Below are 12,956 nucleotides of genomic sequence, written 5' to 3'. Positions count from 1 at the left end.
CGCCGGGTCCGCTGTATACCTGGAACCATGCCCGACGTCCGGATCGCCTCAGCCCAGGGCAAGTGGATCCTGCTCACCACGGTCCTCGGCTCCAGCATGGCGCTGCTGGACTCCACCGTCGTCAACGTGGCGCTGCCGCGCATCGGCGACGACCTGGACGCGAGCCTGTCCGCGCTCCAGTGGACGATCAACGCGTACATGCTGACGCTGGCCGGCCTGATCCTGCTCGGCGGCTCGCTCGGCGACCAGTACGGCCGCCGGAAGATCTTCGTGATCGGCGTCGTCTGGTTCGCGGCGGCGTCCCTGATGTGCGGCCTCGCCCCGACCGACGCCGTACTGATCGGCGCCCGCGCCCTCCAGGGCATCGGCGGCGCCCTCCTCACCCCCGGCTCGCTGGCCCTCATCCAGGCCTCCTTCCACCCCGACGACCGGGCCCGCGCGGTCGGCCTGTGGTCCGGCTTCGGCGGCATCGGCGCGGCGATCGGACCGTTCCTGGGCGGCTGGCTGGTGGACGGGCCGGGCTGGCGCTGGGTCTTCCTCCTCAACGTCCCGCTGGCGCTGCTCTGCGTCCCCGTCGCCCTGCGCCACGTCCCCGAGTCCGCCGACGGCCGCGCCCACGGCCGCTTCGACGTCCTCGGCGCGGTGCTCGGCGCCCTGACCCTCGGCCTCGTGACCTTCGCGCTGATCGAGGCCGGGACCGCGTCCCTGCTCGCCGTGGCGGGCGTCGCGGCCGGCGTGGCCTTCGTGTACGTCGAGAAACGCCGCCAGGACCCGATGCTCCCGCTGGACATCTTCGGCTCCCGCCAGTTCACGGCGCTCAACGTCGTCACCCTGTGCGTGTACGGCGCGTTCGGCGGCTACTTCTTCCTCACCGCGCTCCAACTCCAGGTGGTGGCGGGCTACTCGGCCCTGGCCGCCGGTACGGCGCTGCTGCCGACGACCGCCCTGATGCTCCTCTTCTCGGCCCGCTCGGGCGCCCTCGCCGACCGCATCGGCCCCCGCATCCCGCTCACGGTCGGCCCGTTGCTGTGCGCCACCGCGATGCTCCTGATGCTGCGGGTCGGCGAACACGCGAACTACCTGACGGACGTCCTCCCCGCGGTCCTGGTGCAGGGCGTCGGCATGGTCACCCTGGTGGCCCCGCTGACCGCCTCCGTCCTCGCCTCCGTGGACACGACCCGGGCGGGCATCGCCAGCGGCATCAACAACGCGGCGGCCCGCGCCGCCAGCCTGATCGCGGTGGCGGCGCTGCCGCTGCTCGCGGGGATGGGCCCGGAGGCGTACCGGTCGGCCTCGGCGTTCGACGCGGCCTTCCACCGGGCCATGCCCATCTGCGCCGGCGTCCTGGTCGTCGGCGCGGCCCTGGCCTTCGCCCTGGTCCGCAGGCCGGCCCCGGGCTGCGTACGCCCGGAGTGCCGTACCCACGGGAACGTGACGGCGCCGCCGATCGAGGCGGAGGGCCGGCCCTAGCCGCCGGAGGCCACTGGCGGTGGCTACTGCCTGTGGCTACTGCCGGCGGTGCAGCAGGGTGGTCCGCAGGTCGTGCTCGGTGATCTGGTCGGCGGGGCGGTGGAGGGTCCAGTGGTGCGGCTCGCCGCCGTCCATGGGCAGTACCTCGACGACGGTCTCCGGCGGTGGGCAGTCGCGTGCGTCGCCGCCGAGCTGGCGGATCACGACGGCGGTGTCGTCGTCCAGGCCGAGCAGGACGCGCACGGTGTCCCTCAGTTCGCGCAGACGCGGGCTCGGCCAGGCGCTTCCGGGGCGTGGTTCCAGGCGCACGGGCGGTGCCTCTCGTCGTCGGGCCCTGAACACGGCCGTCTGCCAGAGCGCGAGGCACAGCAGCGTGCCGGTCTCGGCGAGGAGGCCGAGGGCGGCCTGCGGCGCGGGCTGCAGACCGCGTTCGGTGAACCCGAACACGCCCACCGTGCGCGAGGCCGCGAAGCCGCCGAGGGCGCCGAGCGCGACGCCGGCCGCGGCGGCCCTCAGCAGCGGGGGCGGGGTCCCCGCCGCCAGCAGGACGGCGAGGGCGAAGGAGGCGCCTGCCTGGAGGAGGAACAGCGGGCCGACGACGTGGACGAAGCGGTACCCGTCGGCGTAGAGCTGCGCGTGGACGTATCCGCCGGCGGCGAGGGTCGCGGCGGTCGCCCACCGCAGGGCGCGGACGAGGGGTGTTCGGCTCTTCATGCCAGCCTCTGATCCTTGACGGCCAGTTCGCGGTCGCCCCGGCGGTAGCCGACGCTGCGGATGCCGAGCGCCGCCTTGAGCTGCCGGGCGGGGACCACCTGCGGGGTGGGGGCGGGGGCCCGGCCCGGTTTCGGCAGGGGGTAGGCGGTGGTGGTCGCGGAGTGGAAGGTGATGTTGCCCTCGGTCTTGCTGAACAGCTGGTGGACATGGCCGTTGAGACAGGTGACCGAGGAGAAGCGGCGCAGCAGGGCGATGACCTTGAGGGCGTCGTCGGTGCTCCAGCCCCACTTCGGGTACATCGCGAACAGCGGGATGTGGCTGAAGACCACGACGGGGGTGTCCGAGGGCAGGCCGGCGAGGTCCTTGCGGACGAAGTCGATCTGGTCGTTGCCGAGGTGGCCGAGCTTCTCCAGGCTCAGGGTGTTGACCAGGGCGATGAAGTGCACGCCGTGGGTGTCGAAGCTGTACCAGCCGTCGCCGAGGGTGCCCGCGCCGAAGGTCCGCCGGTAGGCGCGGCCCGCGTCGCCGATGGAGTCGTGCTCGCCCGGCACGGTGAAGACACGGTCCGTCCTCAGTTTCGACATCATCTGCTTGACCTGGTCGAACTGCCCGGCTGTGGACAGGTGGGTCAGGTCGCCGCTGTGCATGACGAAGTCGGGCCTGAACCCGAGCGAGTTGACCTGGTTCACCGCTTCGGTGAACGAGCCGGCCACGTCCGTGTTCGCCGGGCCCTGGAACCCGATGTGGCTGTCGGAGACCTGCACGAACCGGAGCGCACCGCTGCCCGCGGCGGCGCCGTCAGCGGCACCCGGGGCGGTACCGGTGGCGGCCTCGGCGGTGGAGCCCCGGGCGCCGGCGATCTGGCTGGTCACTTCCCCGCCGGCCACGGTCAGCACCACCGCGCCGCCGAACCACCCGGCGTGCCGCATGAGTTGGCGGCGCGTCATGCCGTGTTCCGCGGCGGGCCCACCGGGCTCACGCGGCTCCTCGGATGCGTCGTAGGCGGTCATCGGGTCACCTCCACGGTGGCGGTCATGAACGGATGGACGGTGCAGAGGTAGGCGTAGGTGCCGGGTTTGGTGAACGTGTGGCTGTAGGTGGCGTGGGTGGCCAGGGCGGCGGAGTGCAACGGGCCGCCCGGACTCGTGCTGGTGACCGTGTGGGCGTCGGTGTCCTGGTTGGTCCAGGTCACCGTCGTGCCCGCCGTCACCCTCAGCGTGGCCGGGGAGAACGCGAAGTTCTTGATCGCGACGGCGGTGCCGCTCACCGGCGTGCCGGTGCGGGTGCTCGTGCTCGGGTGGCTCGCGGGCATGTTCATGCCGGGCATCGAGGCGGAGTGCGGTGACGCGGGGTGCGGCGACGGGGCGCAGGAGCTGAGGAGCCCCAGCGTGCCGGCGCCGGCGAGGGCGGCGAGAGTCAGCCCTGCCGCGGTGCGTGATCGTCGGCCTGGTGTGCGGAAGTTCGGGTGCATGGCGCTCGGTCCGTCCTTTGCCGGGTGGGGAGTCGGTTCTGTTTGGCTCTGTCCGGCTCCACGGGCGGCGAGGGCCATACGGTTCGGCATATATACACTTTTGCGAGATTTCTTCGCGGCGGCGCGGAGCGTCACCTGTGCCGATCTGTGCGTTACAGGACAAAGAACCTCATGTGCGCGATGATCGACTTATGCCCCGGAGTTTCCGAAAGCGTGATCAAAGGGTTGATCCGGATCGCTCTGCGCGCCGTGTCTCCGGTAGAGGAACGCTTTCGACCGCGGACGAGGAGCTGCTGCGCACTCTGTACGCGGAGCACGCAGGGCCCCTGTTCCACTACGTGCTGCGACTGACATCGGGAGACCGGCAATGGGCGGAGGACGTGGTCCAGGAGACGCTGCTGCGGGCGTGGCAGCACCCCGCGGCGTTCGAGCCCGCGCGCGGCCCGGCCCGGGCCTGGCTGTGCACGGTCGCCCGGCACCTGGTCATCGACGCCCACCGGGCTCGGCGGGCCAGGCCGGCCGAGACGGGCGGCGAGGCGCTGGAGCGGGTCGCCGAGCAGACGCCGGGCGAGGACGGGATCGAGCAGGCGTTGCAGAGCTGGGCGGTCGCCGACGCCCTGCGGGCGCTGTCCCCGGACCACCGCGCGGTGCTGCTGGAGACCTACTACCGGGGGCGCACCATGGCGGAGGCCGCACAGGTGCTGGGCATTCCGCTGGGCACCGTGAAGTCGCGGACGTACTACGCCCTGCACGCCCTGCGGCTGGCGCTCCAGGAACGGGGGATCGAGCCGTGACCGTGATGTGCGGGAGGTGGTGACCGTGAGCGCGGAGCACGACGCTCTCCGGCTGGCCCTGGGTGGATACGTCCTGGGCACACTGCCCGATACGGAGCTGGAACAGGTGCGCGTCCACCTCGCCGGGTGCGACGAGTGCCGGGCGGAACACGTCCGGCTGGCGGGGCTGCCCGCGCTGCTGGCGACGGTGACCGAGGCGGAGGCCGAGGCCGCGGACCGGACGACGCCGGCGGCGGCCGACGGTGCCCTGGCCGACCGGCTGGTGGCCCAGGCGGCCGAGAGCGCTCAGCTCTCTTCGCCCGCGCGGCCCGTGGTGACGCCCGCGCCGCAGACGGGTGCGCTGGAAGGCCTGTTGCAGCGGGCCGCGGCCCGGCGGCGCAGGACCTGGCGTCTGCAACTGGCCGGTGCCGGCGCCTCCCTGGCGTTCGTCGCGGCAGCCGCCGGCGGCACCTGGCTGGCGACGGCCGGGTCCGTGACCAGCCAGGCGACGCCGCCCGGGGCGACCGCGCCGACGGCCACGCGCACGTTCTCCGGCAGCGACCCCGCCACCGGCGTCACCGCCTCGGTGCAGGTCTACCCCTCCGCCTGGGGCAGTGTCCTCCAGGTCCACGCCAAGGGGGCGCCGGCCGGAATCACCTGCCGCCTTCAGGCCGTTGGGCCCGGCGGCGCCAGGGCGGACGGTGCCACCTGGCTGGCCGGCGCATACCCGCCCGGCACCACGGTCCCAGGGGCGGTCGCCATGTCCCCGGGGGACATCCAGCACTTCGAGATCCTCGCGGGCGACGGCCAGAAGCTGGTCACCATCCGGGCGTGAAGCAACGCCCGACGCCGGAGCCGACGAGAAGCCCGACGGAATTCTGGCGAGAATTATGACAAAAGGTGCGAACAGCTCGAACCATTGCCCGCACCCCATCCGTGGAACTGAATGAGCGCGCCCCCGCAGGACCGGCACACCGACCGCCGCGCTTCGACGCCGATGGCGGCAGCCCCCGTCCCGGTCTCCGCACCCCACCTCCACGGAAGAGCCTGAAGACCATGTTCGTGACCGATTCGCCCCGCCCGGGTCCCCAGTCCGGCCCGCCCTGCCGCCACCAGGCGCTGCTCACCCTCCCCGCACAGGAGGCGCACGTCTCCGCCGCCCGCCACTTCGCGGCCGATCTGCTGGAGACCTGGAGCGTGCCCGCGACCGAGCGGGACTCCGCCGTCCTCATCGTCGACGAACTCGCCGCCAACGCGGCCCGGTACGGCCGCGAGCACATGACCCTCTCGCTCGCCCTCGACGACGGCACCCTGCACATCGTGGTCACCGACTCCGGTACGACCGTGCGGCGCGGCCACCGCGACCTGGCTCCCGACGAACACGGCCGCGGCACCGGCATCGTCCAGTACCTCGCCCAGTCCACCGAGATCCACCAGACCCGCACCGGCCGCGAGGTCCGCGCCTGCCTGAGGTGCTCGGCATGACCGGCCAGGACGTCCCGGGCGAGCCGCGCCACCGGGCCGCCGGTCGCCCCCGCGAACGGGCCCTCGCGACCCACAAGCCGTGCCCGCTCGACGACTGCCCGGGCCCGGCCCGGTTCCCCACGCCGCCCACCGCCCCGTCGCACGGCGCACCCGCCACGGTGCCGTGCCGACGCTGCGGCGCCGACCCCTGCCTCCCGCCGGAGCGATGACCATGGACGCCACCACGAACGGCCGTACGAAGCCCGCTGCCCCGCCGGCGCCCAAGGTCTACGCGAACGCGCCCGACCTGCGCCGCGAGATGCACCAACTGCTCGCGCTCGGCGCCGAACGCGACGGCCGCCAGGCCGGGCCCGGCACCGGCCCCCCGGCCGACCCGACGGCCGCCGAACGGGCCTGGCTGCTGCGCCGGGCGGCCCTCATGGACCGGATGGCCCTGGGCGGCGGCTCCGGCCCGGTCGCGGCTGCCGCGGAAACCGCCGAGCAACTCGTCCGGCACGACCGCCGCCACCCCGGCCTGGTGGCCGGCCCCTGCCACCCCGAGGCGACCATGCCCGCGCCCGGATGGCGGCCGTACGTCCGCCAGGAGTACGCCGCCTGGACGGCGGCCGGGCGCCCCGGAACCTGAGGCGCGCGACCGTCCGCGTGCTATCCGTGCAGCTCGGCGTACGCCTCGGCGCTGCTGTCCTTCAGGAACTGCCAGCACCGCTCGTGCTCGTCCTTCTCGCCGATCTCCCCGGCGGCGCGGCCCAGCGCGGCGAGACAGCGCAGGAAGCCCTGGTTGGCCCGGTGCTCCCACGGGATGGGGCCGTGCCCCTTCCAGCCGGCGCGGCGCAGGGCATCAAGACCACGGTGGTAGCCGGTGCGGGCGTACGCGTACGACTCGACGACCGCGCCGCGCCCGAACGCCTCCTCGGCGAGCAGCGCCCAGGCCGGCGAGAAGGTCGGGAACCGTGCCGCGACCTCGACGGCGGGCAGGGACTCCTCGTCCAGCAGGCGGTACGCCTCTTCGTTCTCCGGCAGATACGTCGGCTCCGGACCACCGAGCAGGTTCTTGTGCGTCGTCATGCCGCCAGTCTGCCACCGCCGAGAACCCCACCCCGCGTCCCGTCGTCTTCCAGAACGCCCGTCCCGCAGGTGACGGCAGGCGTGACCGCAGGCAGGACGGCAGGGGGAGCACACATGCCTGATCCGATGACCGGCGGGCAGCCGCCGGAGGCCCTCGCTCTGACCCGGTTCCTCACGGCAGGTCCGGAGCAGTGGCCGCGGCTCGCCCCGCGGGTCACGGAAGCCGTCGGGGTCGCGACGCTGGAGCGGATCGTGCACGCCACCGCCGCCCGGATCGGCGAGTTCGGCACCGTGACGGACGGCCCGGACGGGCTGATCGTGTCCGGCAGCGCGGGCCGGGTGCGGGCCTGGGTCCAGACGGCCCCCGACGGCGAACTCACCGCCCTGCGCATCGAGGGCGCCCGGTACACCCCGACCGGACACCGGCTGCCCGCACGCCTCCTCTGGGCGGTCTGCCTCGTCCTGGTCGCCGCCTGGAACGCCCTGACCCTGTGGACGGCCGCCGACCGCACCGCCTGGACCGCAGGCCGCCGGACGGGGGGTCCCGACGGGCAGGCCTTGCCGTTTCCGGGGTACGTTGCGGAAGATGCCGGTGGGGACCGGGGCCCCCGTGTCGGCATCGGCAGGGGCGGACCGCTACCCGGAGTACAACAGGAGACAGCGATGTCCCATGAGGCTCTAGAGACGAACGAGCCCGAGACCCCGCATCTCGACTTCGCCGGCACGACGCCGTACGAGGACTACGTCAAGGCGGACGTGCTCACCCACCTCCAGCACACCCTCTCCGACGATCCCGGAGAGATGGTCTTCCTGGTCACGACCCAGGTGATGGAGCTGTGGTTCACCGTCATCGTGCACGAGTGGGAGACGGCCGCGGCGGCGCTGCGCGGCGACGACATCCCGACCGCGATCGCCGCGCTGAAGCGTTCCACCCGCGAGCTGGAGGCGCTGAACGCCTCGTGGAAGCCGCTCGGCCAGCTCACCCCGGCCCAGTTCAACTCCTACCGGTCCGCCCTCGGCGAGGGCTCCGGCTTCCAGTCGGCGATGTACCGGCGGATGGAGTTCCTGCTCGGCGAGAAGTCCGCGTCCATGCTCGTCCCGCACCGCGGCGCGCCCCGCGTCCACGCGGAACTGGAGAAGGCGCTGCACGAGCCGAGCCTGTACGACGAGGTGGTGCGGCTGCTGGGGCGGCGGGGGTACCCGATCCCGGACTCGGTGCTGGTGGAACGTGACATATCGCTGGCGTACACACCTTCCGACGCCGTCGAGGCCGCCTGGACCTCCGTCTACTCCGGCACCGAGGACACCGACCTGGCCCGTCTCGGCGAGGCGCTGACCGACGTCGCCGAGCTCGTCTGGCGCTGGCGCAACGACCACCTGGTCGCCACCCGCCGCGCGATGGGCGCCAAGCCCGGCACCGGCGGCTCGGCCGGGGTCGCCTGGCTGGAGAAGCGCGCCCGTAAAAACGTGTTCCCGGAGCTGTGGACGGCGAGGTCCCATGTCTGAGTTGACCCTGAGGGCGGAGAAGCTGGACGCGGAGGACGGGCTGGCGGGGCTGCGCGACCGCTTCGTCCTGGACGAGGTCGTCTACCTGGACGGCAACTCCCTGGGCGCCCTGCCCGCGCACGTCCCCGGCCGCGTCGAGGACGTCGTCCGGCGGCAGTGGGGCGAGCTGCGGATCCGGTCCTGGGACGAGAGCGGCTGGTGGACGGCGCCGGAGCGGATCGGCGACCGGATCGCCCCGCTGGTCGGCGCGGCGGCCGGGCAGATCGTGGTCGGCGACTCGACAAGTGTCAACGTTTTCAAGGCACTTGTCGGTGCGGTGCGGCTGGCGGGGGAGGGCCGCGACGAGATCCTGGCCGACGCGACGACCTTCCCCACGGACGGCTACATCGCCGGCTCGGTGGCCCGTCTGACGGGCTGCACCCTGCGGCCGGTCACGCCCGCCGAGGTCCCCGCGGCGCTCGGCGACCGCACCGCGGCCGTCCTCCTCAACCACGTCGACTACCGCACCGGACGCCTCCACGACCTGCCCTCCCTCACGGCCGCGATCCGCGCGGCCGGGGCCGTGTCCGTCTGGGACCTGTGCCACAGCGCGGGCGCGCTGCCCGTCGGCCTCGACGAGCACGGGGTCGACCTGGCGGTCGGCTGCACCTACAAGTACCTGAACGGCGGCCCGGGTTCACCGGCGTACCTCTACGTGCGACGGGAGTTGCAGGACCGCTTCGACTCCCCGCTGCCCGGCTGGAACTCCCACGCGGAGCCGTTCGGGATGCGCCCGGGGTACGAACCGGCGGCCGGGGCGGTGCGCGGTCGCGTCGGCACCCCGGACATCCTCTCCATGCTCGCCCTGGAGGCGGCGCTGGAGGTGTGGGACGAGGTGCCGGTGGCGGCCGTACGCGCCAAGTCGCTCGCCCTGACGGACTTCTTCCTGGAGTGCGTCGAGGCGTACGTCCCGGCGGGCCGCGTCGAGTGCGTGACCCCGGTGGCCCACGAGCGGCGCGGCAGCCAGATCGCGCTGCGCTGCCCCGACGCGGGGGACGTGATGAAGCGGCTGATCGAACGGGGCGTGGTCGGCGACTTCCGCCACCCCGACGTGCTCCGCTTCGGCTTCACCCCGCTGTACGTCGGTTTCGCGGACACGGAGCGGGCGGCCCGGGTGCTGGGAGAGGTGCTGCTCGCCTAGCGACTTGGCGACATAGTCATCCCCGGGCAGGGACCGGGACGGTACAGAACCGAGCAATCCTCACCGTGCGTGACATCCGCGTGTCCGCGCACGTCACCGGCCTGATACCGTCCCGGCCAACGGCAGATTTCCCCACCTGGTCGGCCAACACACTTACGTCCCTGAGAGGTTGGAGCATGCCGGACGACGACGCAGCAGCCCGGGCCGCCGCCGAGGAGGAGTCGGCCTTCTCGCACCCGCATGTCGCGCCCGACGCCACGGCCGCCTACGGTGACCATCCCGACCAGGTGATCGACTTCTACGCCCCGCGCACCGAGGACCCGCTGGCCCCGCTGGTGGTGGTCCTGCACGGCGGCGCGTGGCGTGCGCCGTACGACCGCGGCCACATCACCCCGTTCGCCGACTACCTGGCCCGGCGCGGTTTCGCGGTGGCCAACGTCGAGTACCGGCGCGGCGCGAAGCTCCCGGCGCAGGGCGGTACGGCCCCGGTGGCGGGCCGCTGGCCGGACACCTTCGACGACGTGGCGGCGGCGCTGGACGCCCTGCCGGACCTGGCCCGTACGGCGGTACCGCGGGCGGACCTGCGCCGTACGGTCCTCACCGGCCACTCGGCGGGCGGCCACCTGGCGCTGTGGGCGGCGGCACGGCACGTCCTCCCGGCGGACGCCGGCTGGCGCATCTCGGGTCCCGCTCCGCTGCGGGGTGTCGTGGCGCTGGCGCCGATCGCGGACTTCGCGATGGCCGAGAAGCTGGACGTCTGCGGCAACGCGGCGCTTCAACTCCTCGGCGGCGACGAGAAGTTCGCCGACCGCCAGCCGTACGCGGACCCCGCGCTGCTGCTCCCGACCGGCATCGCGACCACCCTGGTGCAGGGCCGCACGGACGTGGTCGTCCCGCAGGCGGTCGCCGAGTCCTACGCGGACGCGGCGGCGAAGGCGGGCGAGGTGGTGGGCCTGACGCTCCTGGAGGAGGTCGGCCACTTCCCCCTCATCGACCCGGCGGCGGACGCCTGCGCGGTGGCGGCGGAGGAGATCGCCCAACTGGCCTGGTGAGCCCGGCCGGCCCCGCGTAGTCCCTGAGAGGGAGGCCGCAGGACCCTTCTCACTGGTGACGACGGTGACCCCGTCCTGCGCCTACGGTCGGGTACGTGACCGAGACGACCCACACGCAGCCGCTGCCGCCGCAGCCACCCGACGGCGCGTTCGAGCCGTACAAGCCGCGCAGCCCGGAGTTCCGGGCGGCGATGGACGCCCTGCGCGGGCTGCGGCAGGACCTGTTCCACGATGCCTTCGCCTACCGGCCGTTGCCCCCGGCGAGCAGCGACGGCCGCCTCGCCCGCCTTCTCCCCGGCCGGCTGCGGGGGTACGCGGCCTGGGCGCCGCGCGCCCTGATCGGCGCGGCCGGTCTCCTCGCGATGTTCATCGCCTCCGCCGACGACTTCAACGGCGCGGCGCTCAACCTGGGTCTGGGCCTGCTCGCCCTGGTCCCGGTGCTGCTGACCATGGTGCGGCCCGTCGGCGCGTTCTGGCTGTCGATGGCGGCGACCCCGGTCGCGGCCGTCCTGGGCAGCGAGTGGGGCAGCGAGTGGCCCTGGCTGCCCGGGAGTTTCGCCTGCCACCTGTTCGTGCTCACCATCGTGGCGATACGCACCAGGCCGCGCACGGCGACCTGGATGTGGGTGCTGACGGCGGTGTACGGCGTCATGGCGGAGACGGGTTTCCGCAACGGCCACTACTTCGGCACCGACACCGTGCAGTTGCTGTTCGTGTCCGCGCTGTCCCTGCTCGGCGTGAGCGTCTGGCACATCCGCAGCGCGGCCCGGCAGGAGGTGACCGCCCAGCGGACGGTGACCGCGCACGAGCGTTCCCGGCGCACGCTCCTCGAAGAGCGCACGACGATCGCCCGGGAACTGCACGACGTGGTGGCCCATCACATGTCCGTCGTCGCCATCCAGGCGGAGGCCGCCCCCTACCGGGTGGAGAACCCGCCGCCGGAGCTGGAGAAGGCGTTCGTCACGATCCGGGAGAACGCGGTGGCGGCGCTCACCGAACTGCGCCGCGTGCTGGGCGTGGTCCGCGCGGAGGACTACGAGGCGCCGGACGCCCCGCAGCCCACCCTCGCCGACCTGGACGCGCTGCTCGACAACGTGCGGGAGGCGGGCCTCACCGTGGACAAGGGGGTGACCGGCGCGGTCCGTGAACTCCCGCAGGGCGTGGAGCTGTCGGCGTACCGGATCGTCCAGGAGGCGCTGAGCAACACCCTGCGCCATGCGCCGGGAGCGGGCGCCCGCGTCGAGATCGGCTATGTCATCGGCGGCCTGGGTCTGCGCGTGGTCAACGGCCCGCCGCCGCGGACCGGCCTCGTCGAACCGTCCCCCGGAACCGGCTCCGGCGCCGGCCACGGCATCACCGGCATGCGGGAGCGGGTCTCCATGCTGAACGGCGAGATGACGGCGGCCCCGACCCCCGAGGGGGGCTACGAGGTGACGGTCTTCCTCCCCGTCGCCACCACCCGTGAAGGCGACGCATGACCGACCGAGCCATCCGCGTACTGATCGCGGACGACCAGATGATGGTGCGCGAGGGCTTCTCGGTCCTGCTGAACGCGATGCCGGACATCGAGGTCGTCGGCGAGGCGGTCAACGGCCGTGAGGCGGTGGACCGGGTCCGGGAACTCGCCCCCGACGTGGTCCTGATGGACATCCGCATGCCCGAGCTGAACGGCATCGAGGCGACCCGCGAGATAGTCGCCGCCGACGGCACGGCGAAGGTCCTCGTGCTGACCACCTTCGACCTCGACGAGTACGTCTACCAGGCCCTGCGCGCCGGGGCCTCGGGCTTCCTCCTCAAGGACGCCTCGGCCCGCCAACTCGCCGACGGCGTCCGGGTGGTGGCCGCCGGCGAGGCCCTCCTGGCCCCTTCGGTCACCAGGCGCCTGATCACGGAGTTCTCCAGGCTCTCCGACACCCCGCGCCTGATGCCGGCGGCCCACGCGGCCTACGGCGGCCTCACCGACCGCGAGACCGAGGTCCTGGTCCTCATCGCGCAGGGCCTGTCCAACGCGGAGATGGCGGAGCGGCTGGTGGTGGCCGAGTCGACCGTGAAGACCCACGTCAGCCGGATCCTGGTGAAGCTGGGCCTCAGGGACCGTACGCAGGCGGCGGTGTTCGCCTACGAGGCACGGCTGGTGACACCGGGGTAGCGCCGGGGAGTGCGGGGGAGTGCGGGCGAGCAGGGCGCACAGGAAACGCACATGCCATGCGCACAGTCGGCGCGCACAGTCGTTGTTGCGA

Annotated in this window: 15 protein-coding genes; 11 read left to right on the top strand and 4 right to left on the bottom strand. The window is 73.2% G+C overall.

Annotation, left to right across the window (positions count from 1 at the left end; translation table 11 throughout):
• The first annotated feature begins 27 nt into the window (after positions 1 to 27).
• On the top strand, positions 28 to 1,470 hold the full coding sequence (locus AB0D74_RS30400; RefSeq protein WP_362594076.1) for an MFS transporter: 1,443 nt from the start codon (positions 28 to 30) through the stop codon (positions 1,468 to 1,470).
• A 36-nt stretch (positions 1,471 to 1,506) separates the two neighbouring features.
• Here AB0D74_RS30400 and AB0D74_RS30395 read toward each other — a convergent pair whose 3' ends face one another.
• The 3 genes from AB0D74_RS30395 to AB0D74_RS30385 are packed head-to-tail and all read right to left on the bottom strand — an operon-like array spanning position 1,507 to position 3,655.
• Complete coding sequence (locus AB0D74_RS30395) at positions 1,507 to 2,184, bottom strand: hypothetical protein (RefSeq protein WP_362594073.1); 678 nt, start codon at positions 2,182 to 2,184, stop codon at positions 1,507 to 1,509.
• The gene (locus AB0D74_RS30390; RefSeq protein WP_362594070.1) at positions 2,181 to 3,194 is read right to left on the bottom strand and encodes a metallophosphoesterase; all 1,014 of its coding nucleotides are present in this window, start codon (positions 3,192 to 3,194) and stop codon (positions 2,181 to 2,183) included. Before AB0D74_RS30390 ends, AB0D74_RS30395 begins: the two co-directional genes overlap by 4 nt.
• Positions 3,191 to 3,655 (bottom strand): plastocyanin/azurin family copper-binding protein, encoded by a 465-nt coding sequence (locus AB0D74_RS30385; RefSeq protein WP_362594067.1) that lies wholly within the window; start codon positions 3,653 to 3,655, stop codon positions 3,191 to 3,193. Before AB0D74_RS30385 ends, AB0D74_RS30390 begins: the two co-directional genes overlap by 4 nt.
• Positions 3,656 to 3,846: 191 nt before the next feature.
• Here AB0D74_RS30385 and AB0D74_RS30380 point away from each other — a divergent pair, with 191 nt between their 5' ends.
• The 5 genes from AB0D74_RS30380 (at position 3,847) to AB0D74_RS30360 (ending at position 6,538) form a co-directional block, all read left to right on the top strand.
• Positions 3,847 to 4,449, top strand: a complete 603-nt coding sequence (locus AB0D74_RS30380; protein ID WP_362594064.1) for a sigma-70 family RNA polymerase sigma factor — start codon at positions 3,847 to 3,849, stop codon at positions 4,447 to 4,449.
• A gap of 25 nt (positions 4,450 to 4,474) precedes the next feature.
• Positions 4,475 to 5,263, top strand: a complete 789-nt coding sequence (locus AB0D74_RS30375; protein WP_362594061.1) for a zf-HC2 domain-containing protein — start codon at positions 4,475 to 4,477, stop codon at positions 5,261 to 5,263.
• Between the two features lie 221 nt (positions 5,264 to 5,484).
• Positions 5,485 to 5,913: an ATP-binding protein gene (locus AB0D74_RS30370; protein ID WP_362594058.1), complete on the top strand. Its 429-nt coding sequence runs from the start codon at positions 5,485 to 5,487 to the stop codon at positions 5,911 to 5,913.
• The gene (locus AB0D74_RS30365; RefSeq protein WP_362594055.1) at positions 5,910 to 6,122 is read left to right on the top strand and encodes a hypothetical protein; all 213 of its coding nucleotides are present in this window, start codon (positions 5,910 to 5,912) and stop codon (positions 6,120 to 6,122) included. The genes AB0D74_RS30370 and AB0D74_RS30365 overlap by 4 nt, the downstream gene beginning before the upstream one ends.
• Positions 6,123 to 6,124: 2 nt before the next feature.
• Complete coding sequence (locus tag AB0D74_RS30360) at positions 6,125 to 6,538, top strand: hypothetical protein (RefSeq protein ID WP_362594052.1); 414 nt, start codon at positions 6,125 to 6,127, stop codon at positions 6,536 to 6,538.
• Between the two features lie 20 nt (positions 6,539 to 6,558).
• On the opposite strand, the gene AB0D74_RS30355 is transcribed toward AB0D74_RS30360, so the two are convergent.
• The gene (locus AB0D74_RS30355; protein WP_362594049.1) at positions 6,559 to 6,978 is read right to left on the bottom strand and encodes a DUF3151 domain-containing protein; all 420 of its coding nucleotides are present in this window, start codon (positions 6,976 to 6,978) and stop codon (positions 6,559 to 6,561) included.
• Positions 6,979 to 7,641: 663 nt separating this feature from the next.
• Here AB0D74_RS30355 and AB0D74_RS30350 point away from each other — a divergent pair.
• From AB0D74_RS30350 to AB0D74_RS30330, 5 genes are all read left to right on the top strand, one after another.
• A complete protein-coding gene (locus tag AB0D74_RS30350) occupies positions 7,642 to 8,484 on the top strand; it encodes a tryptophan 2,3-dioxygenase family protein (protein WP_362594247.1) in 843 nt (280 codons plus the stop codon).
• On the top strand, positions 8,477 to 9,664 hold the full coding sequence (gene kynU / locus AB0D74_RS30345; RefSeq protein ID WP_362594046.1) for a kynureninase: 1,188 nt from the start codon (positions 8,477 to 8,479) through the stop codon (positions 9,662 to 9,664). The genes AB0D74_RS30350 and kynU overlap by 8 nt, the downstream gene beginning before the upstream one ends.
• A gap of 176 nt (positions 9,665 to 9,840) precedes the next feature.
• The gene (locus AB0D74_RS30340) at positions 9,841 to 10,716 is read left to right on the top strand and encodes an alpha/beta hydrolase (protein WP_362594043.1); all 876 of its coding nucleotides are present in this window, start codon (positions 9,841 to 9,843) and stop codon (positions 10,714 to 10,716) included.
• Positions 10,717 to 10,811: 95 nt separating this feature from the next.
• The gene (locus AB0D74_RS30335; RefSeq protein WP_362594040.1) at positions 10,812 to 12,194 is read left to right on the top strand and encodes a histidine kinase; all 1,383 of its coding nucleotides are present in this window, start codon (positions 10,812 to 10,814) and stop codon (positions 12,192 to 12,194) included.
• Positions 12,191 to 12,865 carry a response regulator transcription factor gene (locus tag AB0D74_RS30330; protein ID WP_362594037.1) on the top strand — a complete coding sequence of 225 codons (675 nt, stop codon included), beginning with the start codon at positions 12,191 to 12,193 and terminating at the stop codon, positions 12,863 to 12,865. Before AB0D74_RS30335 ends, AB0D74_RS30330 begins: the two co-directional genes overlap by 4 nt.
• Positions 12,866 to 12,956: the final 91 nt, after the last annotated feature.

This window comes from Streptomyces sp. NPDC048278, from assembly GCF_040652195.1.
GTDB lineage: Bacteria > Actinomycetota > Actinomycetes > Streptomycetales > Streptomycetaceae > Streptomyces.
Note: the sequence above shows the minus strand (reverse complement) of the source record. Positions and strands in the feature narration are given on the sequence as shown.

Coding starts and splice junctions, on each gene's coding strand:
- AB0D74_RS30400 (WP_362594076.1), top strand. CDS start 28: ATGCCCGACGTCCGGATCGCCTCAGCCCAGGGCAAGTGGATCCTGCTC.
- AB0D74_RS30395 (WP_362594073.1), bottom strand. CDS start 2,184: ATGAAGAGCCGAACACCCCTCGTCCGCGCCCTGCGGTGGGCGACCGCC.
- AB0D74_RS30390 (WP_362594070.1), bottom strand. CDS start 3,194: ATGACCGCCTACGACGCATCCGAGGAGCCGCGTGAGCCCGGTGGGCCC.
- AB0D74_RS30385 (WP_362594067.1), bottom strand. CDS start 3,655: ATGCACCCGAACTTCCGCACACCAGGCCGACGATCACGCACCGCGGCA.
- AB0D74_RS30380 (WP_362594064.1), top strand. CDS start 3,847: ATGCCCCGGAGTTTCCGAAAGCGTGATCAAAGGGTTGATCCGGATCGC.
- AB0D74_RS30370 (WP_362594058.1), top strand. CDS start 5,485: ATGTTCGTGACCGATTCGCCCCGCCCGGGTCCCCAGTCCGGCCCGCCC.
- AB0D74_RS30365 (WP_362594055.1), top strand. CDS start 5,910: ATGACCGGCCAGGACGTCCCGGGCGAGCCGCGCCACCGGGCCGCCGGT.
- AB0D74_RS30360 (WP_362594052.1), top strand. CDS start 6,125: ATGGACGCCACCACGAACGGCCGTACGAAGCCCGCTGCCCCGCCGGCG.
- AB0D74_RS30355 (WP_362594049.1), bottom strand. CDS start 6,978: ATGACGACGCACAAGAACCTGCTCGGTGGTCCGGAGCCGACGTATCTG.
- AB0D74_RS30350 (WP_362594247.1), top strand. CDS start 7,642: ATGTCCCATGAGGCTCTAGAGACGAACGAGCCCGAGACCCCGCATCTC.
- kynU (WP_362594046.1), top strand. CDS start 8,477: ATGTCTGAGTTGACCCTGAGGGCGGAGAAGCTGGACGCGGAGGACGGG.
- AB0D74_RS30340 (WP_362594043.1), top strand. CDS start 9,841: ATGCCGGACGACGACGCAGCAGCCCGGGCCGCCGCCGAGGAGGAGTCG.
- AB0D74_RS30330 (WP_362594037.1), top strand. CDS start 12,191: ATGACCGACCGAGCCATCCGCGTACTGATCGCGGACGACCAGATGATG.